Source organism: Achromobacter sp. Marseille-Q0513 (genome assembly GCF_018195695.1).
GTDB lineage: Bacteria > Pseudomonadota > Gammaproteobacteria > Burkholderiales > Burkholderiaceae_B > Achromobacter.
Genome location: NZ_JAGTJY010000015.1, coordinates 38101 through 59906 on the forward strand (window position 1 = coordinate 38101; position 21806 = coordinate 59906).

At 68.3% G+C, this 21806-nt stretch carries 21 protein-coding genes; 11 read left to right on the forward strand and 10 right to left on the reverse strand.

Annotated features, from left to right (window positions below):
• Nucleotides 1-250 precede the first annotated feature (250 nt).
• The gene (gene leuA, locus KDH83_RS05725; protein ID WP_212313438.1) at nt 251-1960 is read left to right on the forward strand and encodes a 2-isopropylmalate synthase; all 1710 of its coding nucleotides are present in this window, start codon (nt 251-253) and stop codon (nt 1958-1960) included.
• Between the two features lie 278 nt (nt 1961-2238).
• Here leuA and KDH83_RS05730 read toward each other — a convergent pair whose 3' ends face one another.
• On the reverse strand, nt 2239-3570 hold the full coding sequence (locus KDH83_RS05730) for an amidase (protein ID WP_212313440.1): 1332 nt from the start codon (nt 3568-3570) through the stop codon (nt 2239-2241).
• Between the two features lie 281 nt (nt 3571-3851).
• Between KDH83_RS05730 and KDH83_RS05735 the strand changes: the two genes are divergently transcribed.
• The 6 genes from KDH83_RS05735 to KDH83_RS05760 all read left to right on the forward strand — a co-directional run bounded on the left by KDH83_RS05735 (nt 3852) and on the right by KDH83_RS05760 (nt 9899).
• Nucleotides 3852-4865, forward strand: coding sequence for a LacI family DNA-binding transcriptional regulator (locus tag KDH83_RS05735; protein WP_212313442.1), 1014 nt, complete (start codon nt 3852-3854; stop codon nt 4863-4865).
• Between the two features lie 35 nt (nt 4866-4900).
• The gene (locus tag KDH83_RS05740) at nt 4901-5698 is read left to right on the forward strand and encodes a phosphodiesterase (RefSeq protein WP_212313444.1); all 798 of its coding nucleotides are present in this window, start codon (nt 4901-4903) and stop codon (nt 5696-5698) included.
• Between the two features lie 132 nt (nt 5699-5830).
• A complete protein-coding gene (locus tag KDH83_RS05745) occupies nt 5831-6886 on the forward strand; it encodes an ABC transporter ATP-binding protein (protein ID WP_212313446.1) in 1056 nt (351 codons plus the stop codon).
• Between the two features lie 29 nt (nt 6887-6915).
• Nucleotides 6916-8211, forward strand: a complete 1296-nt coding sequence (locus tag KDH83_RS05750) for an ABC transporter substrate-binding protein (protein ID WP_212313447.1) — start codon at nt 6916-6918, stop codon at nt 8209-8211.
• A gap of 15 nt (nt 8212-8226) precedes the next feature.
• Nucleotides 8227-9102 (forward strand): sugar ABC transporter permease, encoded by an 876-nt coding sequence (locus KDH83_RS05755; RefSeq protein WP_212313448.1) that lies wholly within the window; start codon nt 8227-8229, stop codon nt 9100-9102.
• Nucleotides 9099-9899, forward strand: a complete 801-nt coding sequence (locus tag KDH83_RS05760) for a carbohydrate ABC transporter permease (RefSeq protein WP_103271937.1) — start codon at nt 9099-9101, stop codon at nt 9897-9899. Before KDH83_RS05755 ends, KDH83_RS05760 begins: the two co-directional genes overlap by 4 nt.
• Nucleotides 9900-10016: 117 nt before the next feature.
• On the opposite strand, the gene KDH83_RS05765 is transcribed toward KDH83_RS05760, so the two are convergent.
• The 6 genes from KDH83_RS05765 to KDH83_RS05790 form a co-directional block, all read right to left on the reverse strand.
• The gene (locus KDH83_RS05765) at nt 10017-11006 is read right to left on the reverse strand and encodes a tripartite tricarboxylate transporter substrate binding protein (RefSeq protein ID WP_212313449.1); all 990 of its coding nucleotides are present in this window, start codon (nt 11004-11006) and stop codon (nt 10017-10019) included.
• A gap of 119 nt (nt 11007-11125) precedes the next feature.
• Complete coding sequence (locus KDH83_RS05770) at nt 11126-12037, reverse strand: allantoinase PuuE (protein WP_212313450.1); 912 nt, start codon at nt 12035-12037, stop codon at nt 11126-11128.
• A 28-nt stretch (nt 12038-12065) separates the two neighbouring features.
• The gene (locus tag KDH83_RS05775) at nt 12066-12611 is read right to left on the reverse strand and encodes an ureidoglycolate lyase (RefSeq protein ID WP_212313451.1); all 546 of its coding nucleotides are present in this window, start codon (nt 12609-12611) and stop codon (nt 12066-12068) included.
• Nucleotides 12601-13302 carry a GntR family transcriptional regulator gene (locus KDH83_RS05780; RefSeq protein WP_249204878.1) on the reverse strand — a complete coding sequence of 234 codons (702 nt, stop codon included), beginning with the start codon at nt 13300-13302 and terminating at the stop codon, nt 12601-12603. Before KDH83_RS05780 ends, KDH83_RS05775 begins: the two co-directional genes overlap by 11 nt.
• Before the next feature lie 281 nt (nt 13303-13583).
• The gene (locus tag KDH83_RS05785; RefSeq protein ID WP_103271933.1) at nt 13584-13901 is read right to left on the reverse strand and encodes a hypothetical protein; all 318 of its coding nucleotides are present in this window, start codon (nt 13899-13901) and stop codon (nt 13584-13586) included.
• A gap of 79 nt (nt 13902-13980) precedes the next feature.
• Nucleotides 13981-14325, reverse strand: coding sequence for a DUF1840 domain-containing protein (locus KDH83_RS05790; RefSeq protein WP_103271932.1), 345 nt, complete (start codon nt 14323-14325; stop codon nt 13981-13983).
• Nucleotides 14326-14655: 330 nt separating this feature from the next.
• Between KDH83_RS05790 and argS the strand changes: the two genes are divergently transcribed.
• From argS to KDH83_RS05805, 3 genes are all read left to right on the forward strand, one after another.
• The gene (argS, locus tag KDH83_RS05795; RefSeq protein WP_212313453.1) at nt 14656-16341 is read left to right on the forward strand and encodes an arginine--tRNA ligase; all 1686 of its coding nucleotides are present in this window, start codon (nt 14656-14658) and stop codon (nt 16339-16341) included.
• Between the two features lie 9 nt (nt 16342-16350).
• Nucleotides 16351-17088, forward strand: coding sequence for an SPOR domain-containing protein (locus tag KDH83_RS05800; protein ID WP_212313454.1), 738 nt, complete (start codon nt 16351-16353; stop codon nt 17086-17088).
• A gap of 66 nt (nt 17089-17154) precedes the next feature.
• Nucleotides 17155-17790, forward strand: coding sequence for a thiol:disulfide interchange protein DsbA/DsbL (locus KDH83_RS05805; protein ID WP_212313455.1), 636 nt, complete (start codon nt 17155-17157; stop codon nt 17788-17790).
• A 107-nt stretch (nt 17791-17897) separates the two neighbouring features.
• On the opposite strand, the gene metC is transcribed toward KDH83_RS05805, so the two are convergent.
• Entirely contained in the window at nt 17898-19085 is a 1188-nt protein-coding gene (gene metC, locus KDH83_RS05810) for a cystathionine beta-lyase (RefSeq protein ID WP_212313456.1), read from the reverse strand.
• Nucleotides 19086-19171: 86 nt separating this feature from the next.
• Nucleotides 19172-19864, reverse strand: coding sequence for a nitroreductase (locus KDH83_RS05815; protein WP_212313457.1), 693 nt, complete (start codon nt 19862-19864; stop codon nt 19172-19174).
• Nucleotides 19865-20035: 171 nt separating this feature from the next.
• Between KDH83_RS05815 and KDH83_RS05820 the strand changes: the two genes are divergently transcribed.
• A complete protein-coding gene (locus KDH83_RS05820; protein ID WP_103271926.1) occupies nt 20036-20662 on the forward strand; it encodes a LysE family translocator in 627 nt (208 codons plus the stop codon).
• 25 nt (nt 20663-20687) lie between these two features.
• Here KDH83_RS05820 and KDH83_RS05825 read toward each other — a convergent pair whose 3' ends face one another.
• Nucleotides 20688-21755 (reverse strand): MBL fold metallo-hydrolase, encoded by a 1068-nt coding sequence (locus KDH83_RS05825; RefSeq protein ID WP_212313458.1) that lies wholly within the window; start codon nt 21753-21755, stop codon nt 20688-20690.
• Nucleotides 21756-21806: the final 51 nt, after the last annotated feature.

A 21806-nucleotide genomic window follows, 5' to 3' on the forward strand; every position in this document is an offset into this window, starting at 1 on the left:
CTTCGCCGCGCTATCGCTATACCTACCGATCGGTTGCCGGGCCTAGTGCCTCGTGGTAGCTCGGCAGCCACACGCTCGCCACACGCGTATTCCCCTTTCTTTTCCTGTTTTCAAGACTGAATCCTGCCGGCCTGGCCAGTAGTTTCCGGGCATATCCACGGCAAATCCAGGCGCCAGACCGTCATCCGGGCGTGCGCCGCTTGCGGGACCCAGTCCCCGGGATTCAAAAGAAACCGATCGAGGTGTAGAGATGATGCTTGCCAACCCCGCCACCAAGTACGTACCGTTCAAGCCCTTCGCCGGCGACTATGCCGAGCGCACCTGGCCCAGCCGCCGCATCACGCAGCCGCCCATCTGGATGAGCACCGACCTGCGCGACGGCAACCAGGCCCTGATCGAACCGATGAGCGTCGAGCGCAAGCTCCGCTTCTTCGAACAGCTGGTGAAGATCGGCTTCAAGGAAATCGAAGTCGGTTTCCCGTCCGCCTCGCAGACCGACTTCGATTTCGTGCGCAAGCTCATCGACGAGAAGCGCATTCCCGAAAACGTGACCATCATCGTGCTGACGCAGTCGCGCGAAGACCTGATCAGCCGCACGGTCGAAGCCGCCGCCGGCGCCAAGCAGGCCATCGTCCACTTGTACAACGCCTGCGCCCCGGCGTTCCGCAAGGTCGTGTTCAACATGAGCCGCGACGAAATCAAGAACATCGCCACCACCGGCACGCGCCTGGTCAAGCAATACGTGGCCCAGCATCCGGAAACGCAGTGGCGCTACCAGTATTCGCCTGAGGTCTTCAGCACCACCGAACCCGACTTCGCGCTGGACGTGTCCAACGCCGTCGCCGACATCTGGCAGCCCACGCCGGCCAGCAAGATGGTGCTGAACCTGCCCGCCACCATCGAGGCCACCACGCCCAACCTGTACGCCGACCAGATCGAGTGGATGCACAAGAACCTGGCCCGCCGCGACAGCATCGTGCTCAGCGTGCACCCGCACAATGACCGCGGCACCGCCGTGGCCGCCGCCGAATTCGCCGTCATGGCCGGCGCCGACCGCATCGAAGGCTGCCTGTTCGGCAGCGGCGAGCGCACCGGCAACGTCGACCTGGTGACGCTGGCCTTGAACCTCTACACGCAAGGCGTGCACCCCGGCCTGGACTTCTCGGACATCGACGAAGTGCGCCGCTGCGCCGAGTACTGCAACCAGCTTCCCGTGCACCCGCGCCATCCCTATGCCGGCGACCTCGTGTTCACCGCCTTCTCCGGCTCGCACCAGGACGCCATCAAGAAGGGCTTCGCGCAGCAGAAGCCGGACGCCGTCTGGGAAGTGCCTTACCTGCCGATCGACCCGGCTGACCTCGGCCGCAGCTACGACGCGGTGATCCGCGTGAACAGCCAGTCGGGCAAGGGCGGCGTGTCCTACCTGCTCGAACAGGAACACGGCCTGGTGTTGCCGCGCCGCCTGCAGATCGAATTCAGCCGCGCCATCCAGCGCGTCACCGACGAGACCGGCCGCGAAGTCACGGCCGACGATGTGCACACCATCTTCAACCGCGAATACCTCGAACAGAAGTCGCCGTGGAAGCTGGTGCGCCATCGCATCGACGGCAATCCGTCGGCCGGCGAAGGCCAGCACTTCAGCATCGAGGCCGAACTCGAATACAACGGCGAACGCCGTATCGTGACGGGCAAGGGCGACGGCGCCATCTCGGCATTCGTGGCCGCGCTGGGCGTGCCGGTGCGCATCATGGACTACCACGAGCACGCCATCGGCACCGGCACCGACACCCGCGCCGCGTCCTACGTCGAACTGCGCGTGGGCGATTCCGGCACGGGCTTCGGCGTGGGCATCGACCGCGACATCGTCACGGCCTCGTTCCAGGCCGTGCTGAGCGCCGTCAACCGCCACATCAACGCCGGCGCCGACGCCACCGAACAAGAAACCGCCGAGGCCGCGTGATCCGCGCCCAGGCATGAAACGTCCGCGGCGGCGCGCCACATGCGCCGCCGACCGCCCGCCGCGCGCACCAGCGCCGGGCGCGAGGGAGACGAAGCAGCCCGCAGCAGCCAAACAGGCTGTTGCGGGCTTTTTTCATGGTCGGGCCGCCCAAGATGAAAAGCGCCCCCCTCGGGCGGGCAGCAACGCGCGCAGGGCGCGCGGCGTGGGGAGTATTTCTTGTGTCGGACCGTCTGGATATGCAAAGCCCCCTTGCGGGGGCTTTGCATCACGCCACGGACTCAGCCGCGCGGCCAGATATTCGAAGCGCCAATGTCCGGCGCCTGCGTGGCCAGCAAGCGTTCGTGCATCCAGGCGGAGATGGCCAGCGTGCGATGGTCCGCGTGACGCGGGCCGACCACCTGCAAGCCCACCGGCAGCCCTTGCGGCCCAGTGGCGAAGGGCAGGTTCAGGCAGGGCAGGCCGAACAGCGTCCAGCCGCGCGAGAACTGCGGATCGCCCGTGCCCAGGTCGGCGAAGGGCGCCTCGCCGCTGGCGCTGGGCGTGAGCAGCACGTCGTAGCGGTCGAACCATAGGTCCACCCGCGCGCGCACCTCGGCGGCGCGCGCCAGGTTGCGGTGATGTTCCTCGGCCGTGATGCGCGCGCCGGCCTCGAGCACGGACTGGATCTTGGCGCTGAGCTGCGCGGCATGCTCCAGGCGTTCGTAGGCCAGCGACTGCGAGGCCTCGTAGGCCATGATGTCGGCGTGCAGCTGCACCAGCATGCAGTCGGCGGCCGGCGGCTGCGGCACTTCCTCGACCTGGGCGCCGGCCCGCGCCAGGATGGCGGCGGCCTGGGCGTAGGCTTCCTTGGTCTCGGCCTGCGCGTGGCGCCATTGCAGGCTGCGGTACATGCCGATGCGCGGCTTGGCGTCGTAGTTCAGGTCCAGCATGCGCGGATCGCGCATCAGCACCGATGCGAACAGAGCGATGTCCGGCACGGAACGGGCGAAGCCGCCTACTGTGTCCAGCGATTCCGCCAGGCTCTTGACGCCGGCGCGCGGAATCGCGCCGAAGGTGGGCTTGAAGCCGACGATGCCGCAATACGAGGCCGGACGGATGATGGAGCCGGCGGTCTGCGAGCCCAGCGCGAAGGGCACCATGTCGTCGGCCACCGCCGCGGCCGAGCCGCTGGACGAGCCGCCGGGCGTGTAGGCCTCGTTGCGCGGATTGCGCGTGGGACCGGCCGTGTAGGTGGCGAATTCGGTGGTGACGGTCTTGCCGACCACGACCGCGCCGGCGCCGCGGCACAGCGCCACCGCGGCGGCATCCAGGCCGGGATGGTGACGCTCGTAGATGGGCGAGCCGTAGCGCGTGGGCAGGTCGACGGTGTCGAACAGGTCTTTCACGCCGATGGGCAGGCCATGCAGCGGACCGCGCAGCGGACCCTTGTCGAGTTGTTCGGCATGCTCCAGCGCCGCCTGCTTCTGCAGCGCGGTCCAGGCATGGATGGTGTTCTCGCGTTGTTCGATGCGCGCGAAGCAGGCGCGCACCAATTGCACCGCGGTCAATTCGCGCCGTTGCAGCTTGCGCGCCGCGTCAAGCGCGCCAAGTCTGTTCAAGGCAATGGACATTTGCTTTCCTCGTTCCCGGTGCCGCGCCCTGCGCGGTACTGACTTCCGCACCCGGTCCCCTTGACCGTGGCCCGCCTGCGCGGACCTGCCAATTCATGCGACGCGTCAATTAGGAAAACTACCGAAAAACCCCGGTGATTTTCATGACTCGCGTCATGCTCGCGCATGTTGGCTTCGTGTTGTTGCGTTGCTGCCAGCATAGCGCAAACCCGTGCAACACAAAGGTCATATTTGTCTTGTAAGATGAAATCGTTTTCAGCATATAAGCAAAACACAGAGACATGGCCGCGCGTCCGTCGCCCCGCTTTTCCATCATCGAAGTGGCCCGCAAGGCAGGCGTCTCGCCAGCGACGGTTTCGCGCGCGTTCAACCAGCCCGAGATCGTGCATCCGGACACGCTGGCCCATATCCGCAGCATCGCCAAGCGCGCGGGCTTTCGCCCCAACCGCGTGGGCCGCAGCCTGCGCTCGGGCAGCACCCGCACCATCGGCCTGATCCTGCCCACGCTGTCGAACCCGGTGTTCGCCGAATGCTTCGAGGGCGCCGAGCGGCGCGCGCGCGAATCCGGCTACAGCGTCATGCTGACCGCCACCGGCTATGACCCGGCGGTGGAATCGGCGGCGGTGCAGGGCCTGATGGACCATCAGGTCGACGGCCTGATCCTGACCGTGGCCGACGTGGCCAAGAGCGCCACGCTGGACGACCTGGACAGCGCCGGCATGCCCTACGTGCTGGTCTACAACGAATCCGCGTCGCATCCCTATGCCTCGGTCGACAACCGCGCCGCGGCCTGCGACATGGTCACCCATCTGGCCCAGCTGGGCCACAAGCGCATCGCGCTGGTGACGGGCCCGCTGACGGCCTCCGACCGCGCGCGGCGGCGCCTGGCCGGCGCGCGCGCCTGCGCCAAGAAGCTGGGGCTGGACGCAGTCCAGCACATCAGCATGAGCTCGCACACCGGCAGCGATGTCGAGGCGCTCAAGGCCGCGCTGCGCGGCAAGCAGGCGCCCACCGCGCTGTTCTGCTCCAACGACCTGCTGGCCACCGCCGTCATCGCCGACCTGGTCGGGCTGGGCCTGTCGGTGCCCGCAGACATCTCGGTCTGCGGCTTCGATGGCATGCGCTTCGGCGCCTTGCTCACGCCGCCGCTGACCACGGTGGCGCAGCCCAGCGACGGCATCGGCCAGGCGGCCTGTTCCAACCTGCTGGCGCAGATCCACGGCCAACCTCCGCAATCGAACCGCCTGCCGCACTGCATCGTGGTGGGCGGCACGGCGGCGGCGGTGCGGCGCTGAACGCGCGCGCCGCCCTTACACCCCACGGATTCTTCATGCTCATCGCACAAATCACAGACCTGCACATGCGCACGCCGGGCGACAAGGCCTACGGCATCATCGACCCCGCCGCCTTCCTCGGCCCGGCCGTGCGCGCGCTCAACGCGCTGTCGCCGCGCCCCGATTGCGTGCTCATCACCGGCGACCTGACCGACCTGGGCCGCCCGCATGAATACGCGCACCTGCGCGCGCAGCTGCAGGCGCTGGAAATGCCGTATTTCCTGCTGCCCGGCAACCACGACGACCGCGCGGGCCTGCGCGCCGCGTTCCCCGACCACGCCTACCTGCAAGGCGCGAGCCCGTTCATCCAGTACTCGGTCGACACCTATCCGCTGCGCCTGCTGGCGCTGGACACCGTGGTGCCGATGAAGAGCCACGGCGAACTCTGCGGCGAGCGCCTGGCCTGGCTGGAGCAACAACTCGCGCAGCAACCAGGCCGGCCCACGCTGGTGCTGATGCACCATCCGCCGTTCCTGACCGGCATCGAGCACATGGACGCCATCGGCCTCTTGGCCGGCGCGCCCGAGCTGGAGCGCATCGTGTCGCGCCATCCCAATGTCGAGCGCGTGCTCTGCGGTCACCTGCACCGGACCATCTTCCAGCGCTTCGGCGGCACCATCGCCTCGACCTGTCCGGGCACCGCGCACCAGCTGGCGCTGGAGCTGGGCCCGCGGCCGACGCTGCAATACATCATGGAACCGCCGGGCTACCAACTGCATTGGTGGAACGACGGCCGGCTGGTCACGCATCACGCCGTGATTGGGGAATACCCCGGTCCTTACCCCTTCGCCTGAGGCCGCATCCGGATTACAAACACAGGGCTGCCATACACCCGTCATGTTTGCGCTGCACAATGAAAAGGTTTTCATCAGCAGCGACAATGCGGCTCCGCCAAACGCAACGACCCGATAGATCTACGAGAAAGCATGTCATCCATCGTCCTGGATAAGCTGACCAAGCAATACAACGGCGCCGCCGCCATCCACGGCGTGAGCTTCACGGTCCCGGCCGGCAGCTTCACCGTGCTGCTGGGCCCGTCGGGCTGCGGCAAGTCCACCACGCTGCGCATGATCGCCGGACTGGACACGCCCACGTCCGGCACCATCCACATCGGCGACCGCGACGTCACGCAGCTGCCGCCGGCCAAGCGCCGCATCTCCATGGTGTTCCAGTCCTATGCGCTGTTCCCGCACCTGTCGGTGCGCGAGAACATCCTGTTCGGCCTGAAGGTGCGCAAGGAGCCGGCGCGCGACTACGAGCGCCGCCTGCAGCGCGTGGCCGGCCTGCTGGGCCTGGGCCACCTGCTGGACCGCAAGCCGTCGCAGCTGTCCGGCGGCCAGCAGCAGCGCGTGGCGCTGGGCCGCGCCGTGATTTCCGAAGCGCCGGTCTGCCTGATGGACGAGCCGCTGTCCAACCTGGACGCCCAGCTGCGCCACGACATGCGCCGCGAGATCCGCGCGCTGCAGCAGGACCTGGGCATCACCATGGTGTACGTGACGCACGACCAGACCGAGGCCATGAGCATGGCCGACCAGGTGGTGCTGCTGCGCGGCGGCCAGATCGAACAGCACGACACGCCTGACGGCCTGTACGCGCGCCCGGCCAGCGAATTCGCCGCGCGCTTCATCGGCACGCCGCCCATGAACCTGATCGGCCTGGCCGCGCCGCAAGGCGCGACCGTGATCGCCGGCGCGCAGGGCCCGGCCGTGGCCGGCGCGCCCGCCGGCGCGGTCAAGCTGGGCGTGCGCCCCGAACACATCCGCATCGACGGCGAGGGCCGCGAGGCCACCGTGGAAAGCGTGGAATTCTTCGGCGCCGACTCCATCGTGGTCTGCCGCATGGGCGACACCAGCGGCGTGGCCGTGCGCGTGGGCGGGCACATGCGCGCCCGCGCCGGCGAGACGCTGCGCCTGTCCTGGCCCGACGAACAACAGCATTTCTTTGCCGCCGATTCGGCGGTCATCAACACCGCCGGGCGCTGAAGCGCCCACCTCAGGAAAGGAAACACGACATGCGACGCATCGTACTCAAGACCCTGGCCGCCAGCCTGGCCGCCGCCTGCCTGTCGCTGCCGGCGCAGGCCCAGCAGAAGCCGGTGGAAGTGGAGTTCTACTACCCGGTGGCCGTGGGCGGCCCGATCACCAAGATCGTCGACGACATGGTGACGGACTTCCAGAAGGAAAACCCCAACATCAAGATCAAGCCGATCTACGCGGGCTCGTACCAGGACTCGATCGCCAAGGCGCTGACCGCGCTGAAGGGCGGCACGCCGCCGCAGCTGGCCGTGCTGCTGTCGACCGACATGTTCACGCTGATCGACGAAGACGCCATCGTGCCGATCGACTCGCTGGCCAAGAGCGATGCCGACAAGAAGTGGCTGGGCAGCTTCTACGACGCCTTCATGCAGAACAGCCGCAGCGGCGGGCATACCTGGGGCGTGCCGTTCCAGCGCTCGACCATCGTGATGTACTACAACAAGGACCTGTTCAAGGCCGCCGGCCTGGATCCCGAGCGCGCGCCCGCCACCTGGGCCGAGCTGGTCGAATACGGCAAGAAGCTGACCAAGCAGGACGCCTCGGGCAACACCACGCAATGGGGCATCGAGATCCCCTCGGGCGGCGCCTTCGCCTACTGGCTGTTCCAGGCCCTGACCACGCCCAACGGCGCGATCCTGATGAACGAGGCCGGCAACGAGGTCTACCTGGACAAGCCCGCCGTGGTCGAGGCCGCGCAATACTGGCGCGACCTGGCCGCCAAGCACAAGATCATGCCCAGCGGCACGATCGACTGGGGCACCACGCCCAAGGACTTCCTGGAAAAGAAGGCCGCCATGGTCTGGACCACCACCGGCAACCTGACCAACATCCGCAAGAACGCCGACTTCCCGTTCGGCGTGGCCATGATGCCGCAGCAAAAGCGCGGCGGCAGCCCGACCGGCGGCGGCAACTTCTACATCTTCAAGAGCGGCACGCCTGAGCAGCAGCAGGCCGCGCTGAAGTTCGCGCAATGGGTCACCACGCCCGAGCGCGCCGCCGACTGGAGCATCGCCACCGGCTACGTGGCCGTGACGCCCGCCGCCTGGCAGACCGACAAGATGAAGAAGTACGCGCAGGACGTGCCGGCCGCCGCCGTGGCGCGCGACCAGCTGGAAGTCAGCGTGGCCGAATTCTCGACGCACGAGAACCAGCGCGTGACCAAAGTGCTGAACGACGCGCTGCAAGCCGTGCTGACCGGCTCGAAGGCGCCGCAGCAGGCGCTGACGGACGCCCAGCGCGAAGCCGACCGCATACTGCGTTCCTACAAGTAATCACGTTCCAGCACGATGAATCGCTCTTTGAATGCGCTTTACGGCTGGCTGCTATTGCTGCCAGCCGTCGTGCTGCTCGCCGCGTTCACGCACTACCCGGCGCTGGCGACGCTTTGGCACAGCTTCTACTCCACGCCCAAGGGCGCGCGTCCGGCCCGCTATGTCGGGCTGGACAACTACGCGGTCCTGCGCGATGACCCGGTGTTCTGGCAATCGCTGTGGAACAACCTGTGGTTCGCGCTGGGCACCATTCCCACCTCGATCGGCATCGCGCTGATCATGGCGCTCTGGGTCAACCGCAACCTCGCGGGGCGCGGTTTCCTGCGCATGGCCTACTTCACGCCGACGGTGCTGCCCATGGTGGCGGTGGCCAACATCTGGCTGTTCTTCTACACGCCGCAGTACGGCCTGATCGCCCAGGTGATGCAGCTGTTCGGCTCGCCCGGCCCCAACTGGCTGGGCGACCGCGCCACGGCGCTGCCGGCGCTGATGCTGGTCACGGTGTGGAAGGAGTCGGGTTTCTTCATGATCTTCTACCTGGCCGCCCTGCAGACGGTATCGCCGTCGCTGCGCGAGGCGGCCATGCTGGAAGGCGCGTCGCGCTGGCAGTATTTCCGGCGCGTGCTGTGGCCGCTGCTCATGCCCACCACGCTGTTCGTGCTGATCAACGCGCTGATCAACGCCTTCCGCCTGGTCGACCACGTGGTCGTGATGACCAAGGGCGGGCCCGACAACGCCAGCACGCTGCTGCTGTACTACATCTACCAGGTGGGTTTCAGCTTCTGGGACACCGCCTACGCCGCCACGCTGACCGTGGTGCTGCTGGTGGTGCTGGCGCTGACCGCGCTGATCAAATTCCGCTGGCTGGACCGCAGGACGCACTATCAATGAAAGACAAGCTAGACACCCTGGGTGCCTGGGCGCTGGGCCTGCTGTGGATCCTGCCGCTGGCCTATGCCATGTGGGCCGCCTTCCATCCGCCGGCCTACGCGACCCGCTTCGACCTGTTCGCGCCGCTGACGCTGGACAATTTCGTGCGCGCCTGGAATGCGGCGCCGTTCCCGCGCTACTTCCTCAACACCTTCCTGCTGGTCACGATGGTGCTGGCCGCGCAGCTGGTGCTGTCCACGCTGGCCGGCTACGCCTTCGCGCGCTTCGAGTTCCGTGGCCGCGACTTCGTCTTCATGCTGGTGCTGCTGCAGCTGATGATCATGCCGGACGTGCTGCTGGTCGAGAACTACCGCTCGATGAGCCAGCTGGGCATACGCGACACGGTGTTCGCCATCGGCCTGCCGTACTTCGCTTCGGCCTTCGGCATCTTCCTCTTGCGCCAGACCTTCAAGACCGTGCCGCGCGAGCTGGAAGAGGCCGCGCGCATGGAAGGCGCCAATGCGCTGCAGGTGCTGATGAAGGTCTACGTGCCGCTGGCCAAGCCTATCTACGTGGCCTACGGGCTGGTGTCGGTCAGCCACCACTGGAACAACTTCCTGTGGCCGCTGATCATCACCAACTCGGTGGAATCGCGCCCGCTGACCGTGGGGTTGCAGGTGTTCTCGTCGACCGACCAGGGCATCGACTGGTCCGTCATCACGGCCGCCACGCTGATGTCCGCCGCGCCGCTGCTGATCGCGTTCCTGCTATTCCAGCGCCAGTTCGTGCAGTCGTTCATGCGTGCAGGGATCCGCTAGATCACCCCAACCCCAGCGCTGCATGAATATCGGGACCGCACGGAGCCGGCTTTGCCGGTCCGTAGCGGTGCCCCCTTGAGGGGGAAGCGCGCAGCGCTTCGGGGGTGGGCCTTACCCCTAGTCGAGTTTCACGCCGGCGCGCTTGACCACCTCGGCCCACTTCGGGATGTCGCTGCGCATCAGGTCCTTCAGCGCCTCGGGCGTCGAGGATTCCAGGATCAGCCCTTCCTCGGCGAAGCGCTTTTTCATGTCGGGATCTTCCAGCGCCTTCACGAGCATGGGCTGCAGCTTGTCGATGACGGGCTGCGGCAGGCCCTGGGGCGCGACGACCGCGTACCAGGTGGTGGCGTCCAGGCCCGTCACGCCGCTTTCGGCGGCCGTGGGCACCTCGGGAATGGCCGACAGGCGCTGGTTGCCGGTAATGGCCAGCGCGCGCACCTGCTTGGCGCGGTATTGCTGCAGCATCTCGGCCACCTGTGTCACGCCCATGTCCAGCTCGCCCGACACCATCGCCATGACCACGGGCGCGCTGCCCTTGTACGGCACGTGCACCATCGCGCCCTTGGTGTTGACGTTGAGCAGTTCGCCGGTCAGGTGCGTGATGCTGCCGGCGCCCGACGAGCCGTAGTCCAGCGCGCCGGGCTGCGCCGTGGCGGCGGCGATCAGTTCCTTCAGGTTGTTGGCCTTGACGCCGGGATTCACGGCGAAGACCAGCGGGCTGCGGCCGACCAGCGTCAGCGGCGTGAAGTCCTTCAGCGGATCATAGGTGAGCTTGGTGTACAGGCTGGGCGCCGTCGCCAGCGTGGAGACGTTGCCCAGCAGCAGCGTGTAGCCGTCGGGCGCGGCCTTGGCCACCGACGCCGTGCCGATGGTGCCGCCGGCGCCGGCGCGATTCTCGACCACCACGGTGGCGCCGTAGGTTTCGTTCAGGCTCTTGGCCAGCGAGCGCGCCAGGATGTCGGCCGCTCCGCCCGGCGGGAAGGGCGTGACCAGCCGGATGGGCTTGTCGGGATAGCCCTGCTGGGCAAGCGCGGCGGAAGGCGCGGCGGTGGCGAGCGCCAGAATGCTGACAAACAACCCGAGCTTGCTTTGGACCCACAGGTTCATGCTTTTCTCCTCGTTGTGATGATTCGTCTTGCCTATGCTTTCGTTGCCTCGCGCCGGCGCGCTTGCCGCTACGCGCCGATGCGCTCGAGCTTCCGCGCCCTTGCCTGCCGCGCGCGCCGCTAACGCGGCGGATGCGTGGCCAGCCAGTGGCGCGCGATGTCGGCGCGGCCGCAGACCCATACGCCGGACTGGCGCGCCACATGATCCAGGAAGCGTTCCAGGCCCGCCGCGCGGCCGGGATGGCCCACCAACCGCAGATGCAGGCCCACCGACATCATGCGGGGCCGCTGCGCGCCTTCGCGGTACAGCATGTCGAACGCGTCCTTCAGGTATTCAAAGAAGTCCTGGCCGGTGGCCATGCCGCCTCGGATGAACTTGGCATCGTTGTTGGCCAGGCCATAGGGCAGCACCAGATGCGGACGGCCATCCACCTGCACGTAGTAGGGCAGCTCGTCGTTGTAGGCGTCGGAGTCGTACAGGAAGCCGCCTTCCTCGGCCACCAGCTTGCGCGTGTTGACGCTGGGACCGTAGCGGCAATACCAGCCCAACGGGCGCGCGCCGACCGAGGCCTCGATCGAGGCGACGGTGCGGCGGATGCGCTCGCGCTCTTCGGCCTCGGTCAGCGTCTGGTGGCGCTCCCAGCGCCAGCCGTGCGCGCACACGTCCCAGCTGGCGTCGCGGATGGCGGCGCAGACCTGCGGGTTGCGTTCCAGCGCCAGCCCGCAGCCGAAGATGGTGGCCGGCATGCCGCGCGCTTGCAACAGCCGCGCGACGCGCCAGAAGCCGACGCGGCTGCCGTACTCGAACATGGATTCGGCCGCCAGGTCGCGGCCGGCGAAGCCGCCGCCCCCGCCTTCGGTCAGCGCCGACTCCGAGGCCTCGTCGCCATCCAGCACGGACAGCTCGCCGCCTTCTTCGTAGTTGACGCAAAGGTTCAGCGCGATGCGCGCGTCGCCGGGCCATCGCGCATGGGGCAGGTCGGATCCGTAGCCGACGAAGTCGCGCCTCAGGTGGGGATGATCGGGTTGCATGGGCTTGGGCGAGTCCTTGAGCAGATCTTCAGGTGGCGGGATCAGAGCGCGGGCGGGACGCCGGCAGGGTGCAGTCGATGGCGATGGAAACGCTGTCCGGCATCTTCCAGAACACATCGTCGTCGCCGGCGCCGGTCAAGGTCATGGTCACGGCGAACTGGGCCGGCGCGCGCAGCGTCGACAGGCCCTGGTGCCAGACGCCAGTCCGATAGCACACGCCCTGGCTGCCGCTGGCGACGAAGGCGCGCAGCCGTTCCAGGTCCGGCTCGCCCTGCGCATCGTCCGGCGCCACGACGACCAGATAGGGGGTGTTGTCCAGCGGGATGAAGGTCTGCGAAGAATACGGATGACGTTCCAGCAGCAGCACGGGGCAGGGCTGGGGTATGGCGCTTTCCACCCGGCTGACCCAGATCGCCGTGCGCGCGGCCGGCGCCGAGTGCGCGTAGGGCAGGGCCAGATGCCTGCGGCGTTCATTGCCGGCATGTTCCACCACTTCGCCGAATTCGGCGAAGGCCTGCGATGTCAGCGGTTCGGCGACGATGCAACGCGCCAGGCGCGCGGCGTCAGTCTTCATGCGGCAGATACCCCAGCGTGCGCGCGAACGCGCGCCGCACGGCGCCCAGGTGCGCCGTCATGGTCGCGCGCGCCCGTTCGGCGTCGCCGGCCTGCAGCGCCTGCACGATGGCCAGGTGCTCGGCCCGCGCCTGCACCGCGCGCTGCGACAGGCGCTCGACGTTGCACAGGCGCGCGCGCCGGCGCGCGTCGGCGATCATCGCGGCCATGGACTTGTTGCCGCAATAGGCGGCCACCAGCTCGTGCACCTCGTTGTCCGCGGTCCAGGTCGATTCGCCCCCGGCCGCGCTGTAGCGCATCACGTCTTCCAGCCGCGCCTTGACGGCGGCCAGCTTGTCGCCGGGAATCCGGCCGGCCGCCATGGCGGCGGCCTGGCCTTCCAGCAGCTGGCGGATCTGCAGCAGCTCCAGCAATTCGGTCACGCCGAAGGCATGGACCACCACGGAGCCATTGGACAGGCGCTTGAGAATGCCTTCGCCCAGCAGCCGGTTCAGTGCGGCGCGCATGGGCGTGCGCGACACGTTCAGCTCTTCGGCCAGGCGGCGCTCTTCCAGCACTTCGCCCGGGCCGATCTGGCGCGCCGCGATGCGGTCGAGCAGGGCCTGGTAGGTGCGTTCGGACACGCTCAGCGCCGGGCCGTCACAGCCGGCGGCCTCGTTTTCGACGGAATGGCCTGTCAGTTCGATGTTCATGTTCCCATTGGAATCCTTCTGGGATCCCACCTGAATTCCAACTGACTATAGCCCGAAGCCAGGCGTGTGCGGCCTGGGAAATACCCTAGCTGGGAAAGGCGGCGCGTGACGCCGCCGCCCGGGGCACGGTCGGGCCAGGTGACATGCGGAAAGGAAACGCCAGATGCGGGCGATGCCCAGGCGGGTCGGCGGGCGCGAGGCCCGGCCAGGAAATCAGGTCGCGGCGGAGCCCGCCCCGCCGTGTCACGAACATCCGCCCCGTTGCGGGGCGGACGGGCGGATCAGTAACCGACCGTCAGGCCGGGCAGGTCCACGGTGATGCGCGGGCGCTCCAGCGCCAGGGCCAGGTGTTCGGCGAACTCGCGCGCTTCCTTCTCGTCGGTGGAGAGCACGTCATAGCCCAGCGCGTCGGCCACGCCCAGCACCTTGTCCAGCAGCAGGACCTTGCCGCTGGGGCGCAGCGGCTCGCAGCCCAGGGTTTCCCAGGCGCTGTCGAACCAGTCGCGCGCGTCGCTCTGGCGCTGCGGCGAGGGCTCGACGGTGGCATTCAGGTCCAGCGAGCGCCGGGTGTCGAAAACGATGGTGATGTCGCTGCGCATGGGGCAGGTTCCTTGATGTGGCGTCAGCCGGCAAGCGTAGGCAAAAATCGCCGGACAGATTGTCCGCCCGGCGACATTGCTACCAGCCGCGCGACACTTCCCAGGTGACTTCGGCGCCGGCGGCCTGCGACTGGCGCATCATGTCCAGCAGCGGAAAGGCGCGTTCCTTCAGGCCCACGGCGCGCGCCATCGGCGCCACCGGCTGCTTGTCGTCGTCCTCGTCGTCATCATGGCCGCTCTTCTGGTAGTCGGCGATGGCGCGCTCGATGCCCTGGATGGCCGGACCGAGCTGGTCCGCTGTGAACACGCCGCGTTCCGGAATCTTGTCCCCGAAGGACTTGCCCGCGGCCTGCAGCAGCGCGCCGGCGTGGTCGGTCAACATCAGCACTTCGGCCACGACCTTGGAATGAAAAGTGATCAGCATATTCCTGTCTCCGGGATGGGGTGGGACTTCATAACACTACCGCAACCCCGCCCCGGATGCCACCGGCCATCCGGCGCCTGGCCTAGCTCCTTGATTTCATTGGCGCTTTGAACGCGCCGCCGGAAACGCCGCGGCATGCCTGCACGGGCCGGCCCGCCCCCGGCAACCGCCGGTCCGGCCGCCAAATCAACTATGATTCAGGGGATTCCCGTGACAGCAGGACCTGCGGCGGCCACGAATCCGGCGCCGACGCGCCGCGCATCCCTGGACGCCCCCGGCCAGCCCGGCCCGGCCGCCTGCGCCACTCATACCGAACCACTCCGGACGCCCATGCTCCTCGAGCAACAGAAACAACTCATTTCCCTGATCCAGGCCGCCGTCGCGCAAAGCCTGCCCGACGCCCAGCCCAACGTGCTGCTGGAGCGCCCCAAGGTCGCCGCCCACGGCGACGTCGCCACCAATGTGGCCATGCAGCTGGCCAAGCCGGCCAAGCGCAATCCGCGCGAGCTGGCCCAGGCCATCGTCGACGCCCTGATGGCGCAGCCCGATGCCCGCGCCCTGGTCGAGAGCGCCGAGATCGCCGGCCCCGGCTTCATCAACCTGCGCGTCACCCCCGCCGCGCGCCAGGCCGTCATCGCGACGGTGGCCGAGCAGGGCGCCTCCTATGGCCGCGCGCCGCGCACGGGCGAGAAGATCCTGGTCGAGTTCGTGTCCGCCAACCCCACCGGCCCGCTGCACGTGGGCCATGCCCGCCAGGCCGCGCTGGGCGACGCCCTCTGCCGCCTCTACGACGCCAGCGGCTGGGACGTGACCCGCGAGTTCTATTACAACGACGCCGGCAACCAGATCGAGAACCTGGCCATCAGCGTGCAGGCCCGCGCCCGCGGCCTGACGCCGGATTCGCCCGAATGGCCGGCCGACGGCTACAAGGGCGACTACATCAGCGACAACGCCAGCGACTACCAGGCCGGCAAGACGCTGCAGGCCTCCGACGGCGCGCCGGTCACCGCCAGCGGCGACATCGCCAACCTGGACGACATCCGCGCCTTCGCCGTGGCCTACCTGCGCCGCGAACAGGACCTGGACCTGCAGGCCTTCGGCCTGGCGTTCGACAACTACTACCTGGAAAGCTCGCTCTACACCTCCGGCCGCGTCGAGGCCACGGTGAAGGCGCTGATCGCCGGCGGCCACACCTACGAAGACGGCGGCGCGCTGTGGCTGCGCACCACCGAACTGGGCACCGGCGACGACAAAGACCGCGTCATGCGCAAGAGCGAGGGCGGCTACACCTACTTCGTGCCCGACGTGGCCTATCACAAGGCCAAGTGGGAACGCGGCTTCCACCGCGCCGTGAACATCCAGGGCAGCGACCACCACGGCACCGTGGCGCGCGTGCGCGCCGGCCTGCAGGCGCTGGAAGAGGGCATCCCGAAGGACTACCCGTCCTACGTGCTGCACAAGATGGTCAAGGTCATGCGCGGCGGCGAAGAGGTCAAGATCTCCAAGCGCGCCGGCAGCTACGTCACCATGCGCGACCTGATCGACTGGGTCGGCCGCGACGCCGTGCGCTACTTCCTGATCCAGCGCCGCGCCGACACCGAGTTCGTGTTCGACGTGGACCTGGCGCTGTCCAAGAGCGACGAGAACCCCGTCTACTACATCCAGTACGCGCACGCCCGCATCTGCTCGGTGATCGCCAACGCCGGCATGCCGGCCGACGACGTCGCCCGCGCCGACGCCGCGCTGCTGACCGCGCCGACCGAATTCGCGCTGATGCAGCGCCTGGCCGAGTTCCCGCAAGTGGTGGCCCTGGCCGCCCAGGACCTGTCGCCGCACCATATCGCCTTCTGGCTGCGTGATTGCGCGTCCGACTTCCACGCCTGGTACAACGCCGAGCGCGTGCTGGTCGACGACACCGCCCTGAAGCTGGCGCGCCTGCGCCTGGCCGCCACCACCCGCCAGGTGCTGGCCAACGGCCTGGAGCTGATGGGCGTGTCGGCGCCGGAGCGGATGTAACATCGGCACATGGCGACCAAGCGCAAATCCTCCGGCCGGTCGGGCGAAAGCGGCAGCACCCTGTACGGGGCGCTTGCCGGCCTGCTGATCGGCCTCATCGTCGCCGCGGTGGTGGCGTTCTACGTGACCAAGGCGCCGGTGCCCTTCGTGGACCGCGCCAGCCGCGACGCCGGCAAGCTGCCCGACCCGCGCCAGGCGCCGGATCCCAACGCCGGCCTGTACGGCCGCGACGGCGCGGCGGGCACGCCGCCCAGCGGCCCCACCGCGACCACGCCGGCGCCGCTGCCCGGCACCGGCACGGCCGGCGCCGATACGCCGCCGTCCAAGTCCGACGACCTGGGCGCGCTGATCGCCACGCTGCCGACGTCCAACAACAAGCCGGCAGCCGCGGCCGTGGCGCCGCCCCCCGCCGCGCCCAATCCGCTGCCCACGCCGATCGCCAAGGTCGCGCCGACGCCAGCCCCGGCGCCCAAGGCCAGCGCGCCCGCGGCATCGGCGTCCGCCTCGGCATCGGCCAACGGCTCCTACTATCTGCAGGCCGGCGCCTTCCGCAGCGCCGACGACGCCGAATCGCTCAAGGCCCGCATCATCCTGCTGGGCCTGCCGGTGTCGGTGCAGAAGGCCGAAGTCAACGGCAAGTCGCTGAACCGCGTCCGCGTGGGGCCGTATGCCCGCCTGGACGACATGAACCGGGCGCGCGGGCGCCTGGGCGAGAACAAGATCGAAACCGCGGTGGTGCGGCAGTGAATGGCCGCATTGAACTAATCCGGCCTTGGGCCTGTCTGTAACGTTTTCTCCAGGAACCTCATACCCATGCTGTCCCAAAAGCTCATCCGCCTTATGGCCGCCGCCGCCCTGACCGCGACGGCCTTCCTCAGCCCGGCGAGCCACGCCCAGGGCGGCGCCCAGCAATACCAGGCGATCAACCCGCCGCTGCCGTCGGACACCCCGGGCAAGATCGAAGTGCTGGAATTCTTCGCCTACACCTGCCCGCACTGCGCCGCCATGGAACCGCTGGTCGAGGACTGGGCCAAGACCGCCCCGCCCGACGTGGTGCTCAAGCAGGTGCCGATCGCCTTCAACGCCGGCATGAAGCCGCTGCAGCAGCTGTACTTCACGCTGATCGCGCTGGAACGCCCCGACCTGCACGCCAAGGTCTTCACCGCCATCCATGGCGAGCACAAGCGCCTGATCGACAAGAAGGCCATGGGCGAATGGGCCGCCGCGCAAGGCGTGGACCGCGCCAAGTTCGATTCCGTGTTCGATTCGTTCAGCGTCCAGACCCAGGTGCAGCGCGCCAACCAGCTGGCCGAGGCCTATCGCATCGACGGCACGCCGTCCTTCGCCGTGGGCGGCAAGTTCATGACCTCGCCGGTCATGGCTGGCAACAGCTACGAAGGCGCGCTGAAGGAAGTGACGCGCCTGATCCCGATGGCCCGCGGCAACTGAGCGCGCCAGGCTGCGCCCGACAGGGCGCGGGAATGAAAAATGCCCCCGGGTTCCCGGGGGCATTTTTCATGGGCGCCGTTCACAGCGCCCCCGATTTCAGACCGGTCCTATTTCGCCTGATCCAGCGCCTGCGCCAGATCCGCGATCACGTCCTCGGTCGATTCCAGGCCGATGTGCAGCCGCACCACGGCGTTCTGGCCCTCGCCCCAGTAGCGGTGCTTGGACAGGTCCTTGGGCGAGACCAGCTGCACCAGGCTCTCGTAGCCGCCCCAGGAAAAGCCGATGCCGAACAGCGTCAGCGCATCGACGAACTTGCGCGCATTCTCAGGCGACAGGCGCAGCTCCACCGACAGCATGCCGTTCGAGCCGGTGCAGTCGCGCTGCCACAGCGCATGGCCGGGATCCTCGGGCCAGGCGGGATGGAACAGGCGCACGGTCTCGGGCCTGCTCTTGAAGAATTCGCAGACCTGCAAGGCGTTGCGCGCATGCTGGGCCATGCGGATCGGCATGGTGCGCACGCCGCGCAACGCCAGCCAGGCGTCGTCGGCGCTGATGGAATAGCCCATCGCGTACTGCGTGCGGTTGAGCTTGCGCGCGATCTCTTCATCGTTGGTCACCACCGCGCCCAGCATCAGGTCGGAGTGGCCGCCCACGTACTTGGTGCCGGCGATCACCGACACCTGCGCGCCCAGCGTCAGCGGACGATAGATGTAGCCCGAGCCCCAGGTGTTGTCGGTGGCCAGCACCAGGCCGTGGCGCTGCGCGAAGGCCGCCATCGCGCCCATGTCCAGCATCTCGAACAGCAGCGAGCCCGGCGATTCCACGTACAGCAGGCGCGTGTTCGGACGCACCAGCTCGTCCAGCGCGTCGTCGGCCGAGAAGTACGTGATGTCGATGTTCAGGCGCTTGAGCACGGCGTCGTCCAGCTCGCGCATCGGGCCGTACACGCAGTCCGAGATCAGCGCGTGATCGCCCGCCGAGCACAGCGCCAGCATCACCATCGTCATGGCCGACAGGCCCGACGAGGCCAGGTAGCAATGCGTGCCGCCTTCCAGCTGCGCGAAGACCTCTTCCAGCGCGGCATGCGTGTCCATGCCCATGCGGCCGTAGGTGGTGGCGCGCTGGCCGGCGGCCTTGGTGCGCTGCGCATTCTCCAGCGCGGCCAGGTTCTGGAAGCGCACGGTGCTGGCGCGCATGGCCGGCAGCGGCACCGGCGCGGTGCCGGTGGCGGGGTTGAACGGGGCCGTGCCGGCATGCTGCAGGACGGTGTCGATGTGCGGATGGGGCGTCTTCAAGGCAGGCTCGCGTGGTTCGGGGATCGGAAAGCGACAGTCGGAAAATAGTACCGCGCGAAAGTGCCGCGCGGCGTTCGGCGCGATGGTCAGCGCGACAGCCAGGTCACCGCCTCGTCCAACGTGGCGCGGCTGGTGCGATAGCTGTTGGCCGGATGGGCCGTGTCTTCATAACCAAAGGAAATACCGCAGACCACGCGGCGCGCCGGATCGATGTCCAGCGTCTCGCGCAGCACCTCGGGATACATGGCCAGGGACGCCTGCGGCACCGCGGCCACGCCGTTGGCCTGCGCCGCCAGCAGGAAGGTGGCCACATAGCCGCCGCAGTCGATGGCGCCGTACTCGCCCAGCGCGGCGTCGGTGCTGATCACCGCCACGTGCGGCGCGTCGAACAGCTGGAAGTTGCGCAGCTCCTGGCGGCGGTAGCCTTCGCGGTCGCCGCGCGCCACGCCCACGGCGCCATAGAGCTGGAAGCCGGCCTCGCGGCGGCGCGCCAGATAGGCGTCGCGGTACTCGGCAGGGAAGGGGAAGTCCGGCGTGAAGCCGGGCTGCTCGGCGCGCGCCAGCAGCGCCTGCCGCAGCCGTTCGGTGGCCGCGCCCTCGGTCACCGCCACCTGCCAGGGCTGGCAGTTGCACCAGGACGCGGTGCGCTGCGCCAGCGCCAGGATGCGCTCGATGACGGCGCGCGGCACCGGTACGGGCAGGAAGGCGCGGCAGCTGTGGCGCTCGCGCAGCCAGGTTTCCAGCGGCTGGTCGCCAGCGATGGGGCTTTCGGTGGACACGGTGTCTCCTGTCTGATGTTCGTCTTGCGCGCCGGCGGCCCCCCGCGCTTATGGTTCGCGGTTCGTGGCCCTGGCGGCACGCCGGAATGCCGGCGCGCCGTCTCGCGGTTTGCCCGTATCATGCCACTTCCGGCCGATGACGGCCGGCAACACCCTGCCGCCGGAACTCCCATGCTGCCCCTGGACAACCTGATCGCCTTCTTCGGCATCGCCGTGCTGCTGGCCCTGACGCCGGGGCCGGACAATCTTTTCGTGCTGATGCAATCGGCCATCTGGGGCCGCAAGGCCGGCATGTTCGTGGTGCTGGGGCTGGCCACGGGCATCCTGGGCCATACGATGGCGGTGGCGATCGGACTGGCGGCGGTGTTCGCCGCCTCGCCCATGGCCTTCACCGCGCTCAAGCTGGCGGGCGCGGCCTACCTGCTGTATCTCGCCTGGCAGATCCTGCGCGCGCCGGTCGGCCCGGAACAAGGCCAGCGGCCCGAGCCGCAGAAGCCCGCCGCGCTGTACCGCCGCGGCATCATCATGAACCTGACCAATCCGAAGGTGCTGCTGTTCTTCTTCGCCTTCCTGCCGCAGTTCACCTCGCCCGCGCTAGGCCCCATCGGCCCGCAGACGGTGCAGCTGGGCGCGGTGTTCATGCTGGCCACGCTGCTGGTGTTCGGCGCCATCGCCTTCTTCTCGGGCGCGTTCGGCGAGCTGCTGCAGCGCTCGGTGACGGCGCGGCGCTGGCTGAACCGGATCGCGGCGCTGGTGTTCGTGGGGCTGGCGCTGCGGCTGGCGACGGCGTCGCGCTGAGGCGCGACGCGTCCACGCTTGAAAATCAGGCCGCCGTGAAGCGCACGATGCCGTCGGCGTCCTGCGCGCGCTTGAGCTTGCCTTCGAAGTACAGCGCATGCAGGTGCGCCAGGGCCTCGCCCATGGCGAAGGTCAGCTGGTGCAGGTCCAGCTTGCGCTTGAACAGCACGGGCACGATGTCCGACGTGGACTTCGGCCCCTGCGCACAGGCCTCCAGCACTTCGGCCAGGCGATCGCGGTGGTGCTCGTGCTGCTGCGCGATGCGCGCGTGCAGCCCCTGGAACGGACGGCCATGCGAGGGCAGCACCAGCGTGTCCTCGGCCAGGTCGGCGTAGCCATCCAGCGAACGCAGGTACAGCGGCAGCGGATTGGCGTCGGGCTCGTAGTCGAACACGCTGACGTTGGTGGAAATGCGCGGCAGCACCATGTCGCCGGAGATCAGCACGCGCAGGTCGGGCGCGTACAGCGAGGCATGCTCGGGCGCATGGCCGTAGCCCACGATGACGCGCCAGTCGCGGCCGCCGATGCGGACCTGGTCGCCGTGCAGGATGCGCGTGTAGCGCGTCGGCATGGCCGGTACCAGGCCGGGATAGTAGTTGGCGCGCTGGCGGATCTGTTCCTGCGCGGCGGGATCGACCAGTCCGTGGCGCGCGAAATGGTCCACCGCCGACTGGCCGCCGGGGCCCACGCCATCGCCGCCGCGACGCGAGGACCAGAGCGAGGCCACCATGAAATCCGTCATGGTCATCCACAGCTCGGCGTTCCAGCGCTCGCACAGCCAGTGCGCCAGGCCGACGTGGTCGGGATGCATGTGCGTGACCAGCACGCGCAGCACCGGCAGGCCTTCCAGTTCCTGCTCGAACACCCGCTCCCACAGCGCCTTGACCTCGTCGCGGGCGATGCCGCAGTCGACGATGGTCCAGCCCTGGCGTCCGTTGAGCTCGTCGCGCAGCAGCCACAGGTTGATATGATCCAGCGCGAAAGGCAGCGGCATGCGGATCCACTTCACGCCGTCGGCGACCGCCTGGGCCTTGCCGGGTTCGGGCTGGACATCGCCCCATGGGTACTGCAGCTGATGCTCGTTGGGATTCATTGCCTTGCGCTCCATGCTTGACGATCGGGTCAAGTCATCATAATTTACGTT

Bases quoted from the DNA above. Each gene is read 5' to 3' on its own strand.
- leuA (WP_212313438.1), top strand. From the start codon at position 251: ATGATGCTTGCCAACCCCGCCACCAAGTACGTACCGTTCAAGCCCTTC.
- KDH83_RS05730 (WP_212313440.1), bottom strand. From the start codon at position 3,570: ATGTCCATTGCCTTGAACAGACTTGGCGCGCTTGACGCGGCGCGCAAG.
- KDH83_RS05735 (WP_212313442.1), top strand. From the start codon at position 3,852: ATGGCCGCGCGTCCGTCGCCCCGCTTTTCCATCATCGAAGTGGCCCGC.
- KDH83_RS05740 (WP_212313444.1), top strand. From the start codon at position 4,901: ATGCTCATCGCACAAATCACAGACCTGCACATGCGCACGCCGGGCGAC.
- KDH83_RS05745 (WP_212313446.1), top strand. From the start codon at position 5,831: ATGTCATCCATCGTCCTGGATAAGCTGACCAAGCAATACAACGGCGCC.
- KDH83_RS05750 (WP_212313447.1), top strand. From the start codon at position 6,916: ATGCGACGCATCGTACTCAAGACCCTGGCCGCCAGCCTGGCCGCCGCC.
- KDH83_RS05755 (WP_212313448.1), top strand. From the start codon at position 8,227: ATGAATCGCTCTTTGAATGCGCTTTACGGCTGGCTGCTATTGCTGCCA.
- KDH83_RS05760 (WP_103271937.1), top strand. From the start codon at position 9,099: ATGAAAGACAAGCTAGACACCCTGGGTGCCTGGGCGCTGGGCCTGCTG.
- KDH83_RS05765 (WP_212313449.1), bottom strand. From the start codon at position 11,006: ATGAACCTGTGGGTCCAAAGCAAGCTCGGGTTGTTTGTCAGCATTCTG.
- KDH83_RS05770 (WP_212313450.1), bottom strand. From the start codon at position 12,037: ATGCAACCCGATCATCCCCACCTGAGGCGCGACTTCGTCGGCTACGGA.
- KDH83_RS05775 (WP_212313451.1), bottom strand. From the start codon at position 12,611: ATGAAGACTGACGCCGCGCGCCTGGCGCGTTGCATCGTCGCCGAACCG.
- KDH83_RS05780 (WP_249204878.1), bottom strand. From the start codon at position 13,302: ATGAACATCGAACTGACAGGCCATTCCGTCGAAAACGAGGCCGCCGGC.
- KDH83_RS05785 (WP_103271933.1), bottom strand. From the start codon at position 13,901: ATGCGCAGCGACATCACCATCGTTTTCGACACCCGGCGCTCGCTGGAC.
- KDH83_RS05790 (WP_103271932.1), bottom strand. From the start codon at position 14,325: ATGCTGATCACTTTTCATTCCAAGGTCGTGGCCGAAGTGCTGATGTTG.
- argS (WP_212313453.1), top strand. From the start codon at position 14,656: ATGCTCCTCGAGCAACAGAAACAACTCATTTCCCTGATCCAGGCCGCC.
- KDH83_RS05800 (WP_212313454.1), top strand. From the start codon at position 16,351: ATGGCGACCAAGCGCAAATCCTCCGGCCGGTCGGGCGAAAGCGGCAGC.
- KDH83_RS05805 (WP_212313455.1), top strand. From the start codon at position 17,155: ATGCTGTCCCAAAAGCTCATCCGCCTTATGGCCGCCGCCGCCCTGACC.
- KDH83_RS05820 (WP_103271926.1), top strand. From the start codon at position 20,036: ATGCTGCCCCTGGACAACCTGATCGCCTTCTTCGGCATCGCCGTGCTG.
- KDH83_RS05825 (WP_212313458.1), bottom strand. From the start codon at position 21,755: ATGAATCCCAACGAGCATCAGCTGCAGTACCCATGGGGCGATGTCCAG.